At 39.3% G+C, this 21,315-nt stretch carries 17 protein-coding genes; 1 reads left to right on the top strand and 16 read right to left on the bottom strand.

The window, feature by feature from the left end; all coding sequences use genetic code 11:
- Window positions 1-106: 106 nt before the first annotated feature.
- The 10 genes from fliJ to GARC_RS08475 form a co-directional block, all read right to left on the bottom strand.
- Window positions 107-547, bottom strand: a complete 441-nt coding sequence (fliJ, locus tag GARC_RS08520; RefSeq protein WP_007618895.1) for a flagellar export protein FliJ — start codon at window positions 545-547, stop codon at window positions 107-109.
- 10 nt (window positions 548-557) lie between these two features.
- Window positions 558-1,892, bottom strand: a complete 1,335-nt coding sequence (fliI, locus tag GARC_RS08515) for a flagellar protein export ATPase FliI (protein WP_007618893.1) — start codon at window positions 1,890-1,892, stop codon at window positions 558-560.
- 3 nt (window positions 1,893-1,895) lie between these two features.
- Window positions 1,896-2,678 (bottom strand): flagellar assembly protein FliH, encoded by a 783-nt coding sequence (fliH, locus tag GARC_RS08510; RefSeq protein ID WP_007618891.1) that lies wholly within the window; start codon window positions 2,676-2,678, stop codon window positions 1,896-1,898.
- 30 nt (window positions 2,679-2,708) lie between these two features.
- On the bottom strand, window positions 2,709-3,746 hold the full coding sequence (gene fliG, locus GARC_RS08505) for a flagellar motor switch protein FliG (protein ID WP_007618889.1): 1,038 nt from the start codon (window positions 3,744-3,746) through the stop codon (window positions 2,709-2,711).
- Between the two features lie 37 nt (window positions 3,747-3,783).
- Window positions 3,784-5,484, bottom strand: coding sequence for a flagellar basal-body MS-ring/collar protein FliF (fliF, locus tag GARC_RS08500; RefSeq protein WP_007618887.1), 1,701 nt, complete (start codon window positions 5,482-5,484; stop codon window positions 3,784-3,786).
- 10 nt (window positions 5,485-5,494) lie between these two features.
- Window positions 5,495-5,821: a flagellar hook-basal body complex protein FliE gene (fliE, locus tag GARC_RS08495; RefSeq protein ID WP_007618879.1), complete on the bottom strand. Its 327-nt coding sequence runs from the start codon at window positions 5,819-5,821 to the stop codon at window positions 5,495-5,497.
- 296 nt (window positions 5,822-6,117) lie between these two features.
- The gene (locus tag GARC_RS08490) at window positions 6,118-7,470 is read right to left on the bottom strand and encodes a sigma-54-dependent transcriptional regulator (protein WP_007618871.1); all 1,353 of its coding nucleotides are present in this window, start codon (window positions 7,468-7,470) and stop codon (window positions 6,118-6,120) included.
- Between the two features lie 3 nt (window positions 7,471-7,473).
- Window positions 7,474-8,733, bottom strand: a complete 1,260-nt coding sequence (locus GARC_RS08485) for a sensor histidine kinase (RefSeq protein ID WP_007618869.1) — start codon at window positions 8,731-8,733, stop codon at window positions 7,474-7,476.
- Between the two features lie 170 nt (window positions 8,734-8,903).
- Window positions 8,904-10,343: a sigma-54 interaction domain-containing protein gene (locus tag GARC_RS08480; RefSeq protein ID WP_007618868.1), complete on the bottom strand. Its 1,440-nt coding sequence runs from the start codon at window positions 10,341-10,343 to the stop codon at window positions 8,904-8,906.
- 198 nt (window positions 10,344-10,541) lie between these two features.
- Window positions 10,542-11,345 (bottom strand): flagellin N-terminal helical domain-containing protein, encoded by an 804-nt coding sequence (locus tag GARC_RS08475; RefSeq protein ID WP_007618866.1) that lies wholly within the window; start codon window positions 11,343-11,345, stop codon window positions 10,542-10,544.
- Window positions 11,346-11,611: 266 nt separating this feature from the next.
- On the opposite strand from GARC_RS08475, the gene GARC_RS08470 reads away from it, so the two are divergent.
- Window positions 11,612-15,124, top strand: coding sequence for a motility associated factor glycosyltransferase family protein (locus GARC_RS08470; RefSeq protein ID WP_007618865.1), 3,513 nt, complete (start codon window positions 11,612-11,614; stop codon window positions 15,122-15,124).
- 118 nt (window positions 15,125-15,242) lie between these two features.
- Here the strand turns inward: GARC_RS08470 and GARC_RS08465 are convergent, their stop codons facing one another.
- The 6 genes from GARC_RS08465 to GARC_RS26885 all read right to left on the bottom strand — a co-directional run.
- On the bottom strand, window positions 15,243-15,956 hold the full coding sequence (locus GARC_RS08465) for a phosphocholine cytidylyltransferase family protein (protein WP_007618864.1): 714 nt from the start codon (window positions 15,954-15,956) through the stop codon (window positions 15,243-15,245).
- A gap of 7 nt (window positions 15,957-15,963) precedes the next feature.
- Window positions 15,964-16,581: a gamma-glutamyl-gamma-aminobutyrate hydrolase family protein gene (locus GARC_RS08460; RefSeq protein ID WP_007618863.1), complete on the bottom strand. Its 618-nt coding sequence runs from the start codon at window positions 16,579-16,581 to the stop codon at window positions 15,964-15,966.
- The gene (locus GARC_RS08455) at window positions 16,581-18,962 is read right to left on the bottom strand and encodes a PEP/pyruvate-binding domain-containing protein (protein WP_007618862.1); all 2,382 of its coding nucleotides are present in this window, start codon (window positions 18,960-18,962) and stop codon (window positions 16,581-16,583) included. The genes GARC_RS08460 and GARC_RS08455 overlap by 1 nt, the downstream gene beginning before the upstream one ends.
- Window positions 18,959-20,404, bottom strand: coding sequence for a formyltransferase family protein (locus tag GARC_RS27215; protein WP_226989085.1), 1,446 nt, complete (start codon window positions 20,402-20,404; stop codon window positions 18,959-18,961). The genes GARC_RS08455 and GARC_RS27215 overlap by 4 nt, the downstream gene beginning before the upstream one ends.
- Window positions 20,405-20,413: 9 nt before the next feature.
- Window positions 20,414-20,923: an adenylyl-sulfate kinase gene (locus GARC_RS08440; protein ID WP_007618860.1), complete on the bottom strand. Its 510-nt coding sequence runs from the start codon at window positions 20,921-20,923 to the stop codon at window positions 20,414-20,416.
- Between the two features lie 39 nt (window positions 20,924-20,962).
- Window positions 20,963-21,315: hypothetical protein (locus tag GARC_RS26885; protein WP_039989179.1), on the bottom strand; the 353-nt coding region annotated here is incomplete at its 5' end.

The following is a 21,315-nucleotide window of genomic DNA, read 5'->3' as shown; positions in this document are numbered from 1 at the left end:
TAACTTGACATTTTCACTCTAAGCTCAGCTTTAAATTAACCATTATATTGTGTGTGTATGTATGACTCAGCAAAGAACATTCCAACTTTTTCCTTGGTAACTTGTATTATCCTCTCTTGCGCATAAATTTTTGCAGTGACAGTTCATCCAGCATTATTTGCTCAAGCTTGTCTTCCCGCTTTAATTTGGCTTTGTGTTGTTTATCCAGCAACATTTCTACGGCTTTACGTTTTCGTTGTTGTGCCATCCATAACATTCGTCTTTGGTCGGCCACTCTTACCGCCTGATTTAAAGTATGCAATTGCATTTCACAGGCTTTATCTAACTTACCAATAAATTGTTGATGTTGACCAAAGATGACACTACCAACGCCTTGTTTTGCCCGTAATTGAGCTTCCCGTAAATAATTTAAACGGTAGTTTTCTAATCCAGAAAGTTTTTGCTTGTTATCTTGGGCAAACTGTTGGGCCAACTGAAAATCTTGCACCAGTTTCTGTTCTTTTTGCCGCTCCCAGTCTGCGACCATCTGTAATTGAGATTGCGCCATTAGTTTATCATTATGCCTTACCCAATCCACCACTTAAGGTAGCCATGTCAGCGATACTGTGCTCAAAATCTATAATTTGTTGCATACCTTGCTGTAAAAAAGCGTTGATTGCAGGCTCTGCATTAATGGCTAAATCAATTCTAGGATCAGTACCTTTGCTGTATGCACCAATACTGATTAAGTCACGGTTACGCTGGTAATTTGAATACACTTGGCGAATACGTCTAGCCCCAAGCACATGCTCTTCAGATACCACCATAGGCATGACTCGACTGATTGAGGACTCAATATCAATTGCTGGATAATGACCCGAATCTGCCAAATCTCTGGATAGCACAATATGTCCGTCCAAGATTGCTCTTGCAGCATCGGCTATGGGATCTTGTAAATCGTCTCCCTCAGTTAATACTGTATAAAAAGCAGTAATCGACCCTTGGTTTTCGCTACCATTACCCGCGCGCTCTACTAGTGCTGGTAATCTGGCGAATACCGAGGGCGGATAACCTTTTGTTGCGGGAGGCTCACCTACAGCTAGGGCAATTTCACGTTGCGCCATGGCATAACGTGTAAGGGAATCAATCAGTAGTAATACATTTAAACCTTTATCTCGAAAATATTCGGCGATAGTAACGGCGGTTTCACAACCTTTTAAACGCATAAGCGGCGACGTATCGGCTGGCGCTGCCACCACCACTGATTTTGCCCGCTCTTCTTCGCCCAAAATATCTTGTATAAACTCTTTTACTTCTCTGCCTCGTTCTCCTACCAAGCCAACTACCACTACATCAGCTGCGGTGCCACGAGTCATCATGCCCATCAACACACTTTTACCTACGCCACTGCCAGCAAATAAGCCCATACGCTGACCCAAGCCAACGGTCACAATAGAATTAATTGCTCTTACCCCTACATCTAAAGGTTGGGTAATAGGTTTACGCAGTAGCGGATTCATTGGAGGCCTAGATAAGGGCACACGTTTTTCTGCTTTGATAGGGCCTAAACCATCCAAAGGTTGACCATTGCCATCTACAACACGACCAAGTAGATCCATACCGACAGCCAATCCTTGTTCACGATTGAGAGGTTGCACACGTGAGCCAGGCACTATGCCTTTGACAGCTTCTGTCGGCATCAAATAAGTAATATTTTCAGCAAAACCTACTACTTCTGCTTCGATTTCACCTTCCATTGTTTGGATCAAGCACTGACTGCCGACAGGCATTTGACAACCTACAGCTTCGAGCGTTAGCCCTATGCCGCGTACTAGTTTGCCACAGGCAACAATCGGCGCTTGCGGTACTTGATCTTTAAGCCTTTTTATCCGTTCCAACATAGCGGTAGACATAACTTACTCGTCACTTTCGCTAACATGACTCAAACCTTGTTCTAACAGGAATTTGTCTATGATATCTTTGACTCGCCGCTCTACCGTAATATCAACAGCATTTGATTGAGTGACAATTTCACATCCCCCCGCTGATAATTCAGGAGATCCAATAAAATCCCAACGATGTTTAGTGATTTCTTCAGGGCTAAAATGGTTATTAACTAACTCAATATCATCGGGATGCAAATGGATTTGGTAATGTTTTTCTTGGATCGGTAAGGCTTTTAATCCCTCACTTAAAGCCTGAAAGATAAGATCAGTATTGGTTTTTACCTCACTGCGTATCACACCTTTGGCTAGACTCACTGCTAAAAGCACCAGTTCTTTTTCAAGTTCTTGCTCGACATTCGCTACTGGATTTTGAAGACTATCAAGCAAGGATATCCAACTGGCCACATGTTGCTGAACTTGCTCTTCGCCAGTCACTAAACCTTGTTGGGTACCTTCTTCTAAACCTTTAGCTAAACCTTCTTCGTGCCCTTTGGCAAATCCCTCTTCGGCCCCTTGAGCATGACCTTCTTGCTGACCTTGAGAAAATCCCTCGGCATGGGCTGCAGCTCGAATCTCTTCGATTTCTTCAGCTGTGGGGGGTAATATCTCTATTTCTACTTCAGGGGGCTCGTACTTCCAATCAGATTTACGATTCAATGCATTGGTTTTGTTGTCAAGCGTATCTTGATTGATATCTTCAACATAGGGTAAATCCCATGCTTGGAATTCATCATCTTGCTCATCTGTGGTCATACTTTATTTGCCTTAAAACTAACGGCTATATTACAAAAACTCATCGCCACCGCCGCCGCCCAACATAATTTCACCTGCGTCAGCCAAACGTCTTGCCACAGAGAGTATTTCTTTCTGCGCTGTTTCCACTTCACTAATACGCACAGGCCCCATGGCTTCAAGGTCATCAAGCAACATTTCGGCCGCTCGTTTTGACATATTTTTGGTGATTTTTTCTTTTAATTCGCCTTCTGCACCTTTAATCGCTTTAAGTAATGCGTCTTGTTGCACTTCGCGCAGAATAGCTTGAATTGCCCTGTCATCGACATCAGCCAAGTTATCAAACACAAACATCAAGTCTTGGATCTGCTGGCTCATTTCTTCGTCTTGCTCGCGGATGGCGTCCATCAACTGACCTTCGATATTGGTATCTAGGTAGTTCATGATGTCAGCTGCAGATTTTAAGCCGCCCATTTTCGCGGCTTGTGTACCCGCTTGACCAGCAAACTGTTTTTCCATAATTTCGTTTAATTCTTGTAATGCGGCAGGTTGCACTTCTTCCAAATTCGCGACTCTCATCATTAAGTCCAGACGAACTTTTTCTGGGAACTGACTGAGAATTTCCGCTGATTGCTCAGCATCTAAATACGACATAACAATAGTTTGAATTTGTGGATGCTCGTTACGAATAATACTGGCCACTTGTTTTGAATCCATCCATTTTAATGAATCTAGGCCTTTGGCACCTGTGCCCATCAAAATTTGATCAATTAAGTTCGCCGCTTTGTCTTCGCCTAATGCAGAGGTAAGCGCACGTTTCACAAAATCTGTGCTCTGGAATCCAATAGTGCTGTAGTTTTGAATTTCTTCGATAAAATGTTTATGAACCGCAGTAATTTTCGCCTGAGTCATATCATCAATCTGAGCCATAGCTTGACCTAACTTTTGCACTTGCTTTGGCTCTAAATGTTTTAGAATTTGCGCCGCATCATCTTCGGTCAAACTTAGTAGTAAAATAGCAGCCTTATCAACGCCTTCTAATTTACTAACGTCATAACCCGTATCTTCGGTTTGTTCTTCTTCAGCCACAATCTAATCCTCAAAATTCCAGATATTAGCTCTAAACTTAATCATCAAGCATCATCCAGTTTTTAACTACTTGTGAAGACAACTCAGGTTCATTTGCAACTAGTGCTCTGACCGCTTTAAGTACATCTTCATCTTTATGTAAATCTGGCAACATAAAGGTGCCATCTGCGGCAAACCCTACCTGAGATTCGTCAAATTCTTCAGCTAATAAGCTAATAGTCTCATCACCTAAGTCTAACCCTTCATCAGCATCAAATTCATCTGCTTTCATATCATCAGGATTAATCAGTTTACGTACCATAGGCCGCACAACCACTAAAATAAGCAAAGCAATAATAAAGATACCACCACCGAGTTTAAATAATGGTAAATATTTAGGGTCTTCCCAAAACGGAATTTCTGCCAGCTCTACTTCACCTTCACGGTTAAATGGAATGCTCACTACTTCTAAAGAATCTCCGCGAGTCACATCAAAGCCAATCCCACCTTGCAACAAACGACGGATATCCAATAGTTCAGCCTGAGCTCTAGGCGCAGTTGACACTGTACCATCTGCAGCTGTGCTGCTCACATAATCTAACGCAACCGAAACACTTAATCGGCGGATCATACCCACTTGTTGTTTTGTATGACTGACTGTGGTGTCCAATTCGTAGTTACGGGTTTCTTCTTTATGATTTCGTCCAGGCGTTTGCTGAGTTGAGCTAGTACTAGCGCGTTCAGGGATATTCGAGTCTAAAGGAGGTTGATTGGTTAGTGCTCCTGGAATACCGGCGATAACCCCACCAATACTGTTATCTTCGACCGTCATTTCACTGCGAATGGCAGGTAAGTCAGGGTTGTAGCTACGCTGCGTTTGTTCTACCGAAGTAAAGTCCATAGTCACATCGGCTTGAGCGGTATAGTTACCTAAGCCTAAGACAGGGATAAGGATGGAATCTATTTTTTCGATATAGGAACTTTCGCGCTTTTGCTCCAATTCGTATTCTTTGCGCGAACGCGCCGATTCGGCTCCTTGGGATCCTGAATTTAGCAAACGCCCATTACTATTAGTCACTGTCACTCGTTCAGGCTCTAATCCTTGCACCGCGGAAGCAACAATATCGATTATGGAGTTCACTTCTCCAGTTGAAATCATCGACCCACGCCTAGTGGTGACCACTACAGTGGCACTAGCTTGTTTTTCGCGGCGGGCAAATACATTTTCTTTAGGTAAGGCCAAAAGTACTTTCGCCCTTGAAACCGCTGTCATTTCTTCAATAGTGCTGGCGATTTGTTTTTCTCTGGCGTGTTTTAGACGTACTTTTTCAACTCGTTGGCTGACTCCAAAACCCATGTCCTGCATGATGATATCGACACCTGCCGAATCGCCTTGGGTAATGCCTTGACGAGTCATACCTAATTTAATTTTTTGATAATGCTCACCGCTTACATAGACAGTATTGCCTTCTAAACGGTAATCAATTTGCGCCTGATCAAGGTAATCAAGGGTTTCGATTAACTCTTGTGTTTCCATGCTACCTAAAGGGCGGTAATCAGGCTCTTGGGCCCAAATCAAGATAAACACAGCAATCGCCACACATATCACTAAGGCGATAATCAAGGTAATTTGACGCACTATATCGGTACTGCCGATTGAGTCCATAAAACCAGATTTTTGTTCTGCACCCGAGTCTTCTGGGTACATATCTGTACTCATATCACTCATTGCCAGTTCTGTACTTGCTGCTTCAGCCACTAGTTAGCTCCTAAACTGGCATGTTCATAATTTGTTTATAGGCATCAAGTACTTTATTACGTACTTGGATCGTTGCTTCAAATGCAATGCCAGCTTTCTCTTTCGCCACCATGACATCCGCTAAGCTTAAGCTTTTGTCGCCCATCTCAAATGACATAGCCATATCTTTAGACTCTAACTGCATGTCATTAACAGTGCCTATAGCGTTACTCAGTAAATCAGCAAAATTCTGTGAAGAAGGATTGCCTTGAATGGCATTTCCCTCACCCATGCCCAACTTTGATTGCTGGGCCATGCCTTGCATTTCTTGATAAAGTGATTGTGCTTTGATGTCCATAAGACGCTCCGCTGGCAAAAGATATATTTTGTCGTTTGAGTTAACTAACTACTTCATTAGCAAGGTAAGTGCCAAATAGCAGCGAACTAACACAACAAAAAATACGCATGTAATTCAACAACTTAAATACATATAATCACAAAAGTTGAGGTGTCATATTCTTGACAGTTGAGATATCAAACAAACTGATAAATAAGTTTTCATTAATTAGCGGCATTATTTAAAGCAACGGAAAAAGAAAAGCCACCGTTCTAGGTGGCTAAAGGATTCGCATCTGCGACACTATAAACTGATTGTTATGCAGGAAGTTCGATACCTACTTCACGCATTTTGGCGAGTTTGTAACGTAAGGTTCTAGGGCTTATGCCTAACCGTTCAGCCACATCTTTGCGACGACCTTTGCAGCTTTGCAAGGTATCAAGAATGATTTGATGCTCCTGCTGACGCAATTCTGACCCTAATTTGCTGTTATCTTCTTCAATGTTTTCAAAATCTAGCCGAGGTGCCTGAGCCAATACCGATGTATCTTGCTCAATCATTAAGTCTTGGGCATCAATTTGATTTCCATCAGATAAAATTAAGGCACGCTGGATCACATTTTCTAATTCTCGCACATTACCAGGCCAGTTGTGTTGTAACAGTTTACTGCGTCCGGCTGCAGTCAATTTTGATATTTCGCAGCCTTGTTTTTGGCAATGACGTTCGATTAAATGTTCGGCTAACGGAATAATATCACCACCTCTTTTATCAAGAGGCAACCAAGTAAGTGGGAACACATTTAGGCGATAGTATAAATCCTCTCTAAATTCGCCTGCATCTACGGTTTGCTTTAAGTTACGGTTGCTGGTTGCGATGATCCTGACATCCAGTGCAATGGTTTTACGACCACCTAGTCTTTCGACTTCTTTTTCCTGCAGAACACGTAATAATTTAACTTGAAGATTTAAGTCCATTTCACTAATTTCATCGAGTAAAATGGTGCCACCTTGGGCTTGTTCAAACTTACCTGGACAAGCTTGTATTGCTCCGGTAAATGCCCCTTTTTCGTATCCAAAAAGTGTCGCTTCTAACATGTTTTCTGGAATAGCGGCACAGTTGATAGCCACAAAGGTTTGTTGGCTGCGGTTAGATTGGTCGTGAATATAGCGGGCTAAGACTTCTTTTCCCGATCCGCTAGGCCCTAAGACCATGACAGTTGCTTCTGATCTAGCCACCTTTTTGGCCAAAGCGAGTAGCTGTAAGCTGCTAGGATCATCTGCTACTGGTGTACGTGATTCTACTTTTTGTGCCGGCGCATAACGGCCAACCAAATTAAGTAACACTTCTGGAGCAAAAGGTTTAGATAGGTAATCGGTTGCGCCATCTCGCATTGCCTGCACAGCATCATCAATAGTCGCGTAAGCTGTCATTAATAATATGGCCAAATTAGGATATTTGTTTTTTATATTCTTGAGCAATGTTAAACCGCTCATACCGCCCATTTGTATATCACTCACTACTAAGTCAACGGCTTGTTCAGACAACTTAACCATGGCTTGTTCACCACTGTCGGCTTCAATAACTTGATAACCACCCAGCAACAATGTATCGACTAAAGCTTCTCTTAGGCCTGCGTCGTCTTCTACTATCAATACTTTAGCTTGACTCATACTTTAGCTCCCCGCCGCATCGGCAAAATATTGTTGAGGCTGCACACTTTTTGTTGGCGCAATGGCTTGTTTTGTTGGCGCAATGGCTTGTTTTGTTGGTTCAATGGCTTGGTGTGTTGAGACAGTCACTTGATGTGGTGATTGTCTGTCATCATAAGTGGGTAAACACAAAGTAAAACAGGCACCACCTTCAGCTGAATTGGTCACATGAACCTTGCCTTGATGGGACTGAGCAACACTCCTAACCACTGCTAGGCCTAATCCAGTACCATTACTTTTAGTAGTGAAAAAAGGTTCAAAAACTCGATTTAGATTTTCAGTTTTAATGCCAGGACCGTTGTCTGTGACAGATAAATCCACCCAATCAGGGTTGTTTTTTTGGCGATTCACAGCAATTTTAATCAGCGCATTTTGCGGTTTAACGGTTAACGCATTGTGTATAAGATTTTGTAAGGCTCCGGCTAACGCGGTTTTATTACCCAAAATAACAACATCAGGCTCGGGTAAAGAAAGTACTAACCTAGCTTGCTGGCTTTGCAACATGGCATCAGCACCTTGCTGTACTTCTTGCATTAAGCTTTGTAGTGATATTTCACTTATCACTTGTTCGTCGCCACTTTTGGCAAACAACAACATATCATTTACTTGGCTTTCTAAGTCTCGCAATCTTGAAACAAGTTTGTGACTAAACTTCTCACGGGAAGTTTTATTTAAGGTGCTGTTGGACAGATTCGCCGCATACAACATAGCTGCCGACAAAGGCGTACGAATTTGGTGTGCCAATGACGCTACCATTTTTCCTAATGAAGATAACTTTTGTAAATGTCCAATACGTTGCTGTAATTGCCTAGTTTCGGTCAAATCAGTGAGTACAATAAGCTGCCCAGGTTCTTTTTCTAAAGGTGTTATCGACAGTTTGACTTTACGTCCATCATGCAATGAGACTTCATGTCCATCATCAGCTTGGGGCTTAAATGAACGAGCGATAATGGTTCGCCATTGTTGGCCTTCCAAAGGCTCACCTAATAAAGCTTTAGCCAGATTATTTGACTGTCTGACAAATCCTTTACCATCTATCACCACAACTCCCGCGGGCATAACTTGTAGCAAATGCTCCAAACGATTAGCTTGCAAACGCAGTGCGTCTAATTCTTGAGTGTTAGATCCATGTGACGCTTTCTTTAACGCGTCATGCCTAACCACTTCGCCAAGCGCAGACAAGGAGTCACGCGATGCTTCAATCAAGATGTTACTAGTACCCATACATTCCTCACGTCAAAACTTAGACAGAATAATTACAGGTGGAGTAAAGCACATGCCATGCCAACAAAAATTAACAATTAAATCAAGATGTTAGAATGAATTATTATGAAAACATGACGTCAATGAAATGACACAGTGAGGTTAAGCAAGGGGATCGTAGAATGTTACCGCTAATCTTTACTAATATTGTACTTACGCATTTTTTCAACCAAAGTGGTACGACGCATACCAAGAGCTTCAGCCGCTCTGGCGACCACCCAATCTTGTTGTTCTAGGGCTTGAGTGATCAAATTAACTTCTAAATCTGAAATGTATTCTTTCAAATTTAGCCCGTCAACGGGCAACTCAGTCGATAACACATTATCGAAGCTATTATTAACCTCTTCATTATCGTCGTCACTACTATCACCACCAAACATAGCGTTAATAGCGTCACGCTCTAACAATTCTTCAGGGTAATCGGGTTCATAATCTTCAACATCAAGATGTTTATACTTACTGGGTAAATCACTTACATCTATAAGTTGATTAGGGTATAAAATCATCAAACGCTCAACCAAATTCGATAATTCGCGAACATTGCCCGCCCATTTGTGTTCCATCAGAGAGGCCATAGCGTTAGCAGTAAACATTATTTGTGAGTTATCTAACTCGAGTCTCGATACCAGCTCTTGAAGTAATAATGGAATGTCTTCTTTTCGGTCACACAATGCAGGGCTATCAATTGGAAATACGTTTAAACGGTAGTACAAGTCTTCTCTAAACTGCCCATCCTCGATCATAATTTCTAGGTTACGATGAGTGGCTGCAATAACTCTTACGTTGCATTTAATGGGTTTGGTACCACCTACCCTTTCGTAGGTTCGCTCTTGTAATACACGCAGCAGTTTAACTTGCATTTGTAATGGCATGTCACCAATTTCATCAAGAAATAAGGTACCGCCTTCCGCCAGTTCAAAACGCCCTTTTCGCGAACTAATAGCACCAGTAAAGGCCCCTTTTTCATGACCAAACAGCTCACTTTCGAGCAGTTCACCAGGTATAGCACCACAGTTTACTGGGATAAAGATACTGTCAGTGCGATTAGATAAAAAATGTACATTACGAGCAATCACTTCTTTACCTGTGCCTGACGCGCCAAGGATAAGAACATTTGCCTCGGTTGGAGCCACTTGCTCAATTAAATGTCTAACACCCTGAATTTGTTTACTTTTTCCAACCAAGCTCCTAAATAGACGGGTTTTGTTGTGAACGCTGGTCTTGGTATTGGGCTGGCTGCGTTTGTACTCTTGGCAACGGTGTAACATTTGAGTCAATGCAGGGTAAGTAATAGGTTCACTTATGGCGCCGACAATATTTGTCTTTGGTTCAAAGGTTTCATAGTCTCCAACCAATACAAAAGGTTGATGAGGAAATTTTTCACTGATATCGCAAGCTAGTTCGTGTGTATCTGCATCAATTAAAACAGCTTTGATATCTATTTTGTCTCTAAGAGTTTCTATCGCAGAAGTATATAAAACGCTGCTACAAGGCTCGCCAAGAAAGGTCAGAATAGTACTCAGATTATTTGCCCGCGCTATGTCAGAACTAATAATCAAAATATTGCTCATTCCACTTCCAGCCTTATCTTATGTTGGTCTTATAATTCACTGTATTGTATATGATTTTAACCATTCGAGGTGGGATAGCAATATAATTTAAGGCAATTTTAAAGTCGTATATTTTTCATACAAAAAAACACAAGAATGAAAAAACGTAACGCATAAAAAAAGAGCAGACCAGCCGCTCTTTTTTGCACATCAAATTTTTTAACCATTTAACAAAGACAGCACCTGACCTTGTTGTTGATTTGCCATGCCTTGCACAGCCAAACTAGTTTGACTCAGTATGTCAGCGGCAGCACTTTCAGAAGCAGCTTGTGCATAATCAGTATCTTGAATTCGGCTTCTGGCTGCTGAAACATTAATATCAGATTGAGTTAGATTTCGCGCCGCACTTTCAAATTGATTTTGTGTAGCACCTAAATCGGTACGCGCATTACCTACAAACTCTGAAGCAGCATCAGCCGCAGCCAAGGCATCTTCATCACCTTGAGCCGAACTTAAATCAACATTAAGAATATCGCTCAAACCGGCCGCAACATCTTGCGTACCCACGCCAATTTTCTGGCCAGCGTTAGCACCTATTTGAAAATCAATATTACCGTCGCCCGATAACAAAGGTTTGCCAGCAAACTCAGTTTGCTCAATGGTTTGGGAAATATTTTCTTGTAATTGCGTGACCTCGGCTTGAATTGCCTGTCGATCCGAATCATTCAATATGCCGTTACCCGCTTGGATAGACAGTTCACGGATCCTATTAACGTCTTCGTTAATTCCAGACAAGCCACCTTCAGCAACTTGAGTCAAAGAAACGCCATCGTAAGCATTAGAAATAGCTTGTCGGTTACCCTCAACTTGTGTGGTCAAACGATCAATGATCTGCTGCGCAGCCGCGCCATCAGCCGCACTATTAATTTTTTTACCAGAAGAAAGCTTCTCGAGAATAGACTCTTGCTTGTTCTGAACTTGTTGTAACAACGATGTATTTGATTCAGTGTTAAAACTAATCATATGTTTTTTCCTCATTTACCTGCTTGGTATAATAGCAGAGTGTCCATGAGTGTGTAAAATATAAGCAACGCCAATAAAGGTATAAAAAGCAATACATAGTTATAGATTAAAACTCAATCAGGCCACTATCAATAAACCCTCTGACATAACTAAATAACATTAACTTCTCACAATAAATTCAAAGACTTATTCTTTTTTTAGTACTGCCGATAGCATAAGATAGTAACTATTGTGAAGTGCCTGTCGATTACGAGTTTAGAGTTAGTATGCTGAAGAATATCCGTTTACATATTGAGAAAGATGAACAAAAACAAGCGCTGCTTGATGAAAAACTAGCAAGTCACATACTCACCACTCACCAAAGCAATATCAATACATTTCAGCGTAACATCCCTTCTTTGTTGCCTTATGTACAAAACCCGAATCTTGCCAACCATTCTATTTTCATCAATAAATATGGTGAAAATAATATTGTTGATTACGGTATGGGCCGCACCTTTTATGGTTTTCATCCAGAGGAAGAGGTGCTCGAACAATTATCACGAATTGAGCAACACTGCCCTGAAGTTGTATTTAAAACACCTATATCAAGCCATAATGATGATTCTCACCAAGTAAAAAGTATTGAAGAACTAGAAAGTGTAAAACTTAGAAACCAGCAACAACCCATGCCTTATGAAATTGAATGTTTGGTAGTACTTGGATGTGGACTAGGTATTCATTTAAGTCATTTGTTAAAACGCCACAAAATCAAAAACCTACTTATTTACGAACCAGAATTACAGTACTTCCAATGTTCGATTATGACCACATCATGGCAAGACATTTTTACCTTAGCAAAAGAACACAATACCGCTATTTTTCTGCAACTTGAAAAAGATGGCAGGGACCTACTTCAAGACATCAATGAGTTAGTTGAGCACTGCGCTATTTCTAGTTTTCATCTGTACAAACACTATAACCATCAAGTGTTCGACTCAATACATAAAGATTTATCCGAGCGCAGTTGGAGTGAAATTGAAGAAAGTGGCTTTAAACTTAAGTCGCAAGAAAGTTATTTAGATTTTTTACCCAGTTGGACTCCCAACATAGACTTAGCGGATCATTCGTTATTAGTTACACCTAACGAAAAGTTGACCAACAACCTCAGAGCATTTAAAAAGTATTTTCCTGACATCTATAAAGAATACAAAAACTACAAACCCAAAAAATGGCTACCCATTGCCAACACAGCCGGTGAAGTTAATTTAGTCAAAATTGACAGTTTACACTCATGGTACGGTGCATCACCTAAGCAAGATTGCACCTTAAACTTCGACAACTTTAACGAACAACCTAACAAAGATGGCTTAGTACTAGGCTATAAAGGCAACAAACTCGCCCACTACATTCATTACCAATTTGTTAAAGAAACCGAAGAGTTACTTAAACAAGCCGAAGAAGAAGTGGGTGCCTTACCCAACAATGTGCCCTCAATCATCATGTTTGGCTTGGGTGTGGGTTATCAACTAGAAAAGTTACTTGAAGAACATACAGTAGAAAAACTCTTTATATGTGAACCCAACCCAGACTTCTTTTATGCATCGTTGTTTGCGATCGATTGGCAAAACATATTCGAAACCGTAGAAAAATCAGAAACACGTATTTACTTAAATATTGGCGACGACGGTACGAATTTATTCAGAGATTTATTAAGTCAGTTCTACGCCATTGGTCCTTACATTCTAAATAGCACCTATTTTTATCAAAGTTACTACAACGCCTCTTTAAATTCGGCTATCACTCAGCTCAGAGAGCAGTTGCAAGTGGTGATATCCATGGGCGAATACTTCGATCATGCCTATTATGGCATTGCCCATACCAAAGAAGGCATGCGCCGAAAAATTCCCGTTCTAACGGCAGACCCTGCAAGTCAATTAAGTTATGACGATAAAGAAGTACCGGTATTTATTGTTGGCAATGGCCCATCATTAGACAGCTCAATTGAAGCCATCAAAGAATGGCAAGGCCAAGCGATTATTGTTAGCTGTGGAACCACGCTACAAGCCTTACATAGACATGGCATTACGCCAGACTTTCATGCCGAAATAGAACAAAACAGAAGTACCTTTGATTGGGCAGTGTTAATAGGCGACTTAGACTACCTAAAAAATATCACACTGATATCCTGCAACGGCATTCACCCAGATACCTGCGATTTATATAAAGATGTTTTGATTGCTTTTAAAGAAGGTGAATCATCAACGGTATCAGCGTTAAGTGTATTAGGCCGAGAAAACTTTACCACGCTACTCAACGCCTTCCCCACTGTAAGTAATTTTGCCATCGACCTATTCAGCACTATAGGATTCACTAGCATTTATTTAATTGGTGTTGATCTCGGTTTTGTAGATGTTAAGCACCACCATTCAAAATCATCTGGGTATTATCAAGAAGATGGAGAAGAAACCTATGACTTTACTAAGAGTGCTAATACCTCTTTAATAGTACCTGGAAATTTTCGTCCTAGGGTCAATACTAAACACGAATTTAAAGTCTCTAGGCAAGTCATTGAACAAGTGACCAGCGCAAAGCCTAAAGGGCAGGATTTTTACAACTGCAGTGATGGGGCAAAGATCCAAGGCGCCTTGCCTATAAGACCAGATGAATTGTTAATAGTAGTCACTGAAAATCAAAAAACACAAGTCGTTGAAAAACTAAAGACGCAGATCTTTTCAACTAAAGAACTCAGTAATTACTCAGAGAGATTTGAAAAACAGTTTTCTCATGATCTGTTAATTTCAGAACTAAGTGCATTTCAAACCCTTTTAGAAAAAGACGTGACCTGCAAAGAAGATATCGAGCGGGTAATCAACAAACAAAAAGAAATGTTGTTTACTTCTTATAAAAATGGCAAATCATTATTGTTTTATTATTTGTATGGGACGGTGAATTTTGCCAATGCAGTGTTGAGTAAGTTACAAAACACACCTCAGCACTCCAAATCCGTACCAAAGGCTTTTATCCAAACAAAAGAAAAATGGTTAGAAACTGTTGGAAATATCAAATTCCTAATGACAGAAAATGAAGAAGATGATTTTGATGTATCCTCTTTCAATATAATTAAAAGAGAAATCAAAAAACTAGAGAACCACTGTGGCAATTGTTCAATATTAATTGCTACAGACTCATCAATATTTACGAAAAGTTTGAAATTTATTCTGGATAGTGAATTCTCATGGATTAACAAAATTGACTTTTTAAGCACTCAGCAATTAGATTCGTATAAAAAAACTCCAGATTATGCAATATATCATTTAGAAGACTTGAAACATGCCAGCGTATTAGGAAAGAGAAACACCATAATCACCTTGAAATCCGATGAAGCCCCCCCTCTCGATTATAATGGGATTACATATTTAAAGTCACCAGCGATTAAAAATGAAAAAATATTTGATAGTCCATTATTTTTAGCTAGAGTCGCGATTTCATCCTGCCTTAGTGAACAGAAATGTAATCTAATACTTCCTAAGTACAGGGCTCTACAAAATATTGATTTGGAAGAACATGTCTTCAATATACCCGCAGAAAGATATATAGCATTTGACAATCGTTGTTACATTTCCGTGTTTCTAAGAGGTAATTGTCAACAATCCAAGAAAGTACCAAATAATGGTACCAGAACAAAAAAAATAATCGGTTCATTAAAAATGAGACAGCTAATATTTCAATTAATGACAGAAACAGACTTTTATACACATAAACAAAAAGTTCTAGATTTATTGGATTCTAAAATTTAAGGGCAAGCTGGCAATACAATTACTAAAGTGTATCAAAAATGGCTATTTTCAGGCCGTAGTGGTTATGGAAATAAATCGATTCAAACTTAACAAGTTCAACAATATATAGAATCAAAATTTATTGATAACACGCAAGATCATCTTCAGAATCGACTTCTCCCCATCGACCTAAATAAGGTACTGCTTTAATCGCTAATACTTTACTTTCAATCACTTTCTGCAATGCACCTGTCATGTGCATTTTATCTTGTAAATCAGCTGAAAGACCTTGATGCAATTTAGCAATTATATCCAATCCTTTAGGCGTAAATTTCAATAACCCCATATATTGCCCATGTACTTGGTCAACTAATTTAGGTTGATTACCAATTTCGCATAATTCATTTTTATCATTCATTATGAAGGTTTCGGCATCAGATAACGGGTCCTCGAAACGCCGACTCCAAATTTCCAACCAATTTGGATCATAGGTAATTGCAATATCAGCTTGCGCTTCAATTAGAGAGTTGACTGCAGATGCGTCATAAAAAATATCAGAGTAGCTAACAATACAATCGTCTGCTTGCAGCCACTCATAAGCACAATTAAGCGAAGATACCATATTGGTCTTATTCCAACGCTCGTTATAAAACTCAATCAATTCAGAAGATACAAGCATCTCACGGCGATATCCTGTCACTATACCGATTTCAGTAATACCAGCTTCTCTTAGAGCTGTTAATTGATAGGTAAGTAAAGATTTTCCATTTAACTTTACTAAACATTTTGGGCTATTCTCCGTTAGCCCTTTCATCCGACTTCCTCGACCAGCAGCTAAAATTAATGCTTTCATCTTTTTCCTAATCTAATCTCATTAATAAACGAAATCGAGTTAACCATGTTAAATCGAAAGGTGTATCCCTTTCAGGGTGCCACATCCAGCCTTCGCATGGCCAATCAGTTTCAGATGTAATGGCTTCTAAATGACCGTCTTGAGCATAGGCCAATGGACGAAACCCTTTGGGAACACTTTTTAAAGAATAATCATGGTAACTATTTACAATGGAGTTTAAATCGCCACAAATTTCATGGTTTTCCGCCACGTGCCCCTTAGCCCTTTCCAATGTAGTGCCTGACCAAATACCAATGAACTGCATTCCACGACAAATCCCTAAAACAGGAACATTCTGTAATTTCGCCCAATCTAAAAGAACTGTTTCAGTTTTATCACGCTCACAAAACTCACCAACATTATTACCTCCAGAAAGAATAATTCCCGTCGGCATTAATTGTACTAATAACTCCTTTAGCATTTCTGGCAATAATGTATTTGGTAAATTGATTGGGATAGCTTCTGATGCAACCACCCATCGACTTAACGCCTGATCTAACGAATCTCTTGTCTCATTTCGTTGTTCATGACGTTCAACTCGCTGGCTAATTAAAATAATTGGTTTCTTTGTGGTCTGATTAATCATTACATCAACTCAATCTTTTTGTCTCGACAATTTAAAATCAATTTTTGAGACTTCACAATACGAGAAAATAGCTGTTCACCACAACCAATTGCAGCAGGAATAGCAAACTCGACACAGCGAATAGCCATATGAGAGTTTGTACCTCCATATTGAGTGATTAAGCCTGCAATTCCTTTAGTAAACAACCAGTCATAACCGGGATCAGCATTTTCAATACATACTATTTTATTACTTAAATCCATAGTGGCAGGTGTACCTAAATCAAGTACAACCACATCGGATTCAACTGTTTCAACCGTAACAAAATTAGCCACACTACGATGGAGAGGAATGACATAAATACCATCTGGATTTGAGATTAAGTGCCCTAATTTTAAAGACCTTGCTTGTTCACAATCTCGTTTAGCTTTCTCTACATTATTCAGTAAAACTCGGTCGATATCATCCAGCAGTGGATTAGTTAAAGTATCGAGTAATAATGTTATATCGAGATAAGAAAGATCCTCTCGAGATAATCCCACTTTCCCACCCCATTGAGTTAAGACAGCTAGCGCATCCGACAAGTCACGGGTAAATACAAATTTTGCATATTCACGCCCCATAATAGCTTTACGCATATACTCAATGAGATTTTCAACTTCTATTGGAAAACCGGCTTCTTTTAACAATAATTGCAAGCTCTCTCGTTCACTAGGGTGCAATTTAAATGTGCAATTATCATCCAAAATCGTCTTTTGAACTGAACCTGTAAACAGGTCATTCCGTTCATCATAACGAAGAGATGTAATATCATAAGTTCCTGGTCTCAGATGGCCAAACCTATCTAGAAATTCCGTGTTTTTTCTACTACCATCACACACTTCACCATATTCCTCAGCCAAATCAGTCGTAATCGTATGAATAGATTGCTTGAAAGTTTGCAATCGCTCTACACTCAATGCGCCTCGTTCAACCGCAGAACGTAATAAAGACTCCGCAATAAAAGCATGACGTGCCAAAATTGAAAAAGGATAAGTTCCTTTATCACGACAGGAAACTAACAAGTCTCGAACTACAGATAATTCAGGGGTAGGACTTAAAACGCGAGATACCTGCACAACGGCCAATTCATCAATCATCATGCTTGCTTGGCATAACGATCCACTATCTTGCATAAGTAAAGCATCAAGTGTTAACGAATGAATAGATGTGTGATATTCCTTAAACTCCCTTTCACTTAATAGATCCTTATAGCGGTTTTCAAAGTCATGCTCGAAAGTGAAATTCATACATGTCTGAACGACTTCAAATTCGACTTTATCGTGCAATTCAGGAAATTTATCTAACCTCGTTATCCAACCATTAAGTAACTTCTCTTTTATATTACTAGACAAATTATTAGGTAGAAAAGAATTAAAACTATTTCGCACATCAATATATGGATGATGGTCAATCATTAACATTAGTTCTTCGTTTTTTGGATGAAAGTAGCCCATAGCGGCTCTTGACTCTCGCCAAGTAGATTGGGTAATAAGGTAACGGTAGAGTGACGAAGCCAAAGGTCTAGGTGTAGTACCAATAATTTCTGCAGGATTCCAATCGGGCATCACACCTAATATTGTTTTTTCACCATAAATACCCGACTTTCTTTTCATTATTTGCTGAATAAATTCTACAACATGCTTTAAGGTTCTTACTACTCTTCTCTCTGTAACCGGATGCCATGTATTAAATAAGGTAATTTGTCGCACTTGAAATATATAAACAATCCCTGATTGATTGATAGCAAACTCAATATCAAGAGGAACATTTCCACAGATATTTTCTAGTTCTGCACAAGCCTTTAACAGTGAACGAATTCTAGGAGAGTGAACTTTTTCCAGCTCGGTTTCTCGATAAATAAGAACCGTCTTTTGTATACCAATACCACCGGTAATCGTATCGGTTAAACCACTCTCATCGTCATAATTGATGATGTAATATGGAGCACCGCGTTCTAGATCGTGAGTCATCAGAACACCAGACATATTTATATCGGTTAACATAGGTTGGACCAATATTTGATTGTCTGTTTGAGAAAAGTCACTAAATGAATCGATAACTTGCTCAATTGCGCTTATTAATCCTGCTTCATCATTCACAGAAACGTTCAGGCAACTAAGGAAAGCCCCAGCCATAGAATTTTCATGTCCGTCTTCATTTTTAGCACTGCTTCTTATAATTAAGTCATTTTCTGGCGAGAAAACATGGATAGAATTTAAAACTTGAGCGGAATCCCTACGCCAATCGCCTTCTGAGAAATAAAGAATAGGAAGGATTTTTGCTTGGGTTAATAATGGCTGCAGCTTTGTTAATGTTTCCGATTTAGTACCAAAAACAAACTGAGAATGATGATTGCTCATAAATCTATCATCTCTTGATCAATCTTTAACAGAGCTAAATGTTTTAACAAAGGGTGAATAATAAAAAAGGGCAAAGAGTCTTCTGTTTGAGTCGTTATATTCCACTGTTTAAATGGGTCTAACCACTGCTTCAATGTTTCCACTAATAGATCAGCTCGAATTGTACTATCGTACAAATGATCTACATCAATTCCCTTTTCTGGAATAGGGTACCTTTTACGAGCAACTATTACTCCAGTGTCAATCTGCTCATCTAATAAAATAGCACTCGCAGCACAACAATTTTCATCAAGGATTTGATAATACAAAGTTGTGCTTCCTCGATAGTCAGGTAACCAACCCGAATGGATATGTAATACAGGGAATTCACTCAAAATCGAAGCAGGCACTAGTTGTCCTCCATATCCAGAGTAAATGATTAAATCAGGATCAGCCTCTCTAATTAGTGCTAATAAAGCAGGAGCTGAGAGTTCTTGTTCTTCAGTTGATGTATATTTCAATCCATGATTATCTAGGCTTTGCAAAATATCTAATTCTAAATTTGGGGTGAACATGTTTTGAATCGAAACGTTGCTATGCGTTCTAGTTGATGTGAATTTTGATTTAGAAGTACCATAGACAATAATCTGACAAGGAATAATATTTGCACTACAAAGGGCCTGAACATAAGCTATAGATCGGGTTGTATGACCACATAAAAGAAGTATTTTTTTACTCTTTTCTAGGACTATTTTACCGTCATAAGTTCCATCAACTACCGGTGACTCATTAGAGTTATTAGTGAGGGACTGAGTAAAATCAAGAAATGAATGTGAATCACACTTCAATCTAACAATCGAATGAGCATTATCTTTCTTCAAATTAGACTGCTTCAAAACTGTATCCAAAATCATTTGTTCGGCAATAATAAGCCACCCGAGATGTGACGATTGATTCCTATTCAACTGCGATTTTTGCGAGAGCAATGTATCTACTAATTTTAATAATCCATTGATATATTGAGATATTGGCTTTATCGCCCAAGCACGAATAAGGGACTCAGCCAGCAGTAAATAAAGCTCTAATTTGTCATAGCTACTTTCGCTAACTATTCTGTGTGGTGCTTCAATCCCATAAAATTGATAGAGGCGTTTACTCACTTCAAATTTTTTTAATATCCGCGGTAACCAATAAACAACATGTTTAGACATTTTAGCTTCAGTTCTGAGATCCAAACAAAGCTGTACCAAAATATCCTCTGTTGAATGTTGACTAGTATCAGGAACATTTAAATGAAGGGGATTTGAAGGGAGCTCTAGATAGACAGGAGAAGGGCATTGGGTCAGATAAGAAGATCGGGATTTATGCCAATCAAAGATGAACCCCAAACCTAAATAAGGTGTGTACATGTAGCTCTGCGGTAAATTAAGTAACGGACCGTTACAATATGGATAAGCGCTCACATTCCTTCCTCAGTTACAAATAGAGATGATTTTATCAACATAACTGCTGACATCCTCTAATTTTTGACTGTTTTTAATGGTTAAATCAGGGGAGCAAGGAGGTGTATATTGAATATCAATGCCTACTACATTAGTTTGTTCACCGCGTAATGCTGATTGATATAAACATTTATTATCTTGAGCAATTAATTTATCAATCGATACATCAATAAATACTTCTCTATAATCAGAAAATATTTCTCGATTTTTAAGATTAATATCATCAAAAATACCTAAGTTACAACAAACCACATCTAATCCTTGCTTATCTAACCACAAACATATTTCTTGCAGTCGCTCAGCACTGATACGTCGTCCGTTTACAGAATAGTCATGGTAGGATTCGTGTTTAAATATAGCCCTAATACCATCCCCATCAACTAAAACAGTTGCCTCTTTCTTTAACTTTACTCGCTGGTAAAATGCACTTCCTATTGTTGTTTTACCGGATCCCGATAAACCAATTAACCAAACGACCATTTTTACTCCATGGGGATAATTTCTAAGTTATTGAATTTACTATTTATAGCTATCTGATAATTTCGACCAAGTCCAGTACTCAGGATCTTTATTATGCACTAACGCGTCGAATAATTTAGGCTCCTTATTTTGCATAGTCAAAACCCAATCTCTTTGTTTTTTAATGAAACTTTGAGCATGTATCTCATCTGTAATAATACCTTCAATATACATACGATTTTTTTCAAAATCAGGTTTTGAATTTCCTCGAACCCAAATATCTTTTCCTGAATTAAGTATCATTTGATAAAAAGAATCAAATTCATTTTGACTTAGAAATCGAACTGATTTTCCTGTCCCAATATAAGAATCCTCTTGTTCACCTAAGCTGACGGAATAATCAATGACAGAAA

Source organism: Paraglaciecola arctica BSs20135, from assembly GCF_000314995.1.
GTDB lineage: Bacteria > Pseudomonadota > Gammaproteobacteria > Enterobacterales > Alteromonadaceae > Paraglaciecola > Paraglaciecola arctica.
This window is presented reverse-complemented; position numbering and strand designations above follow the sequence as displayed.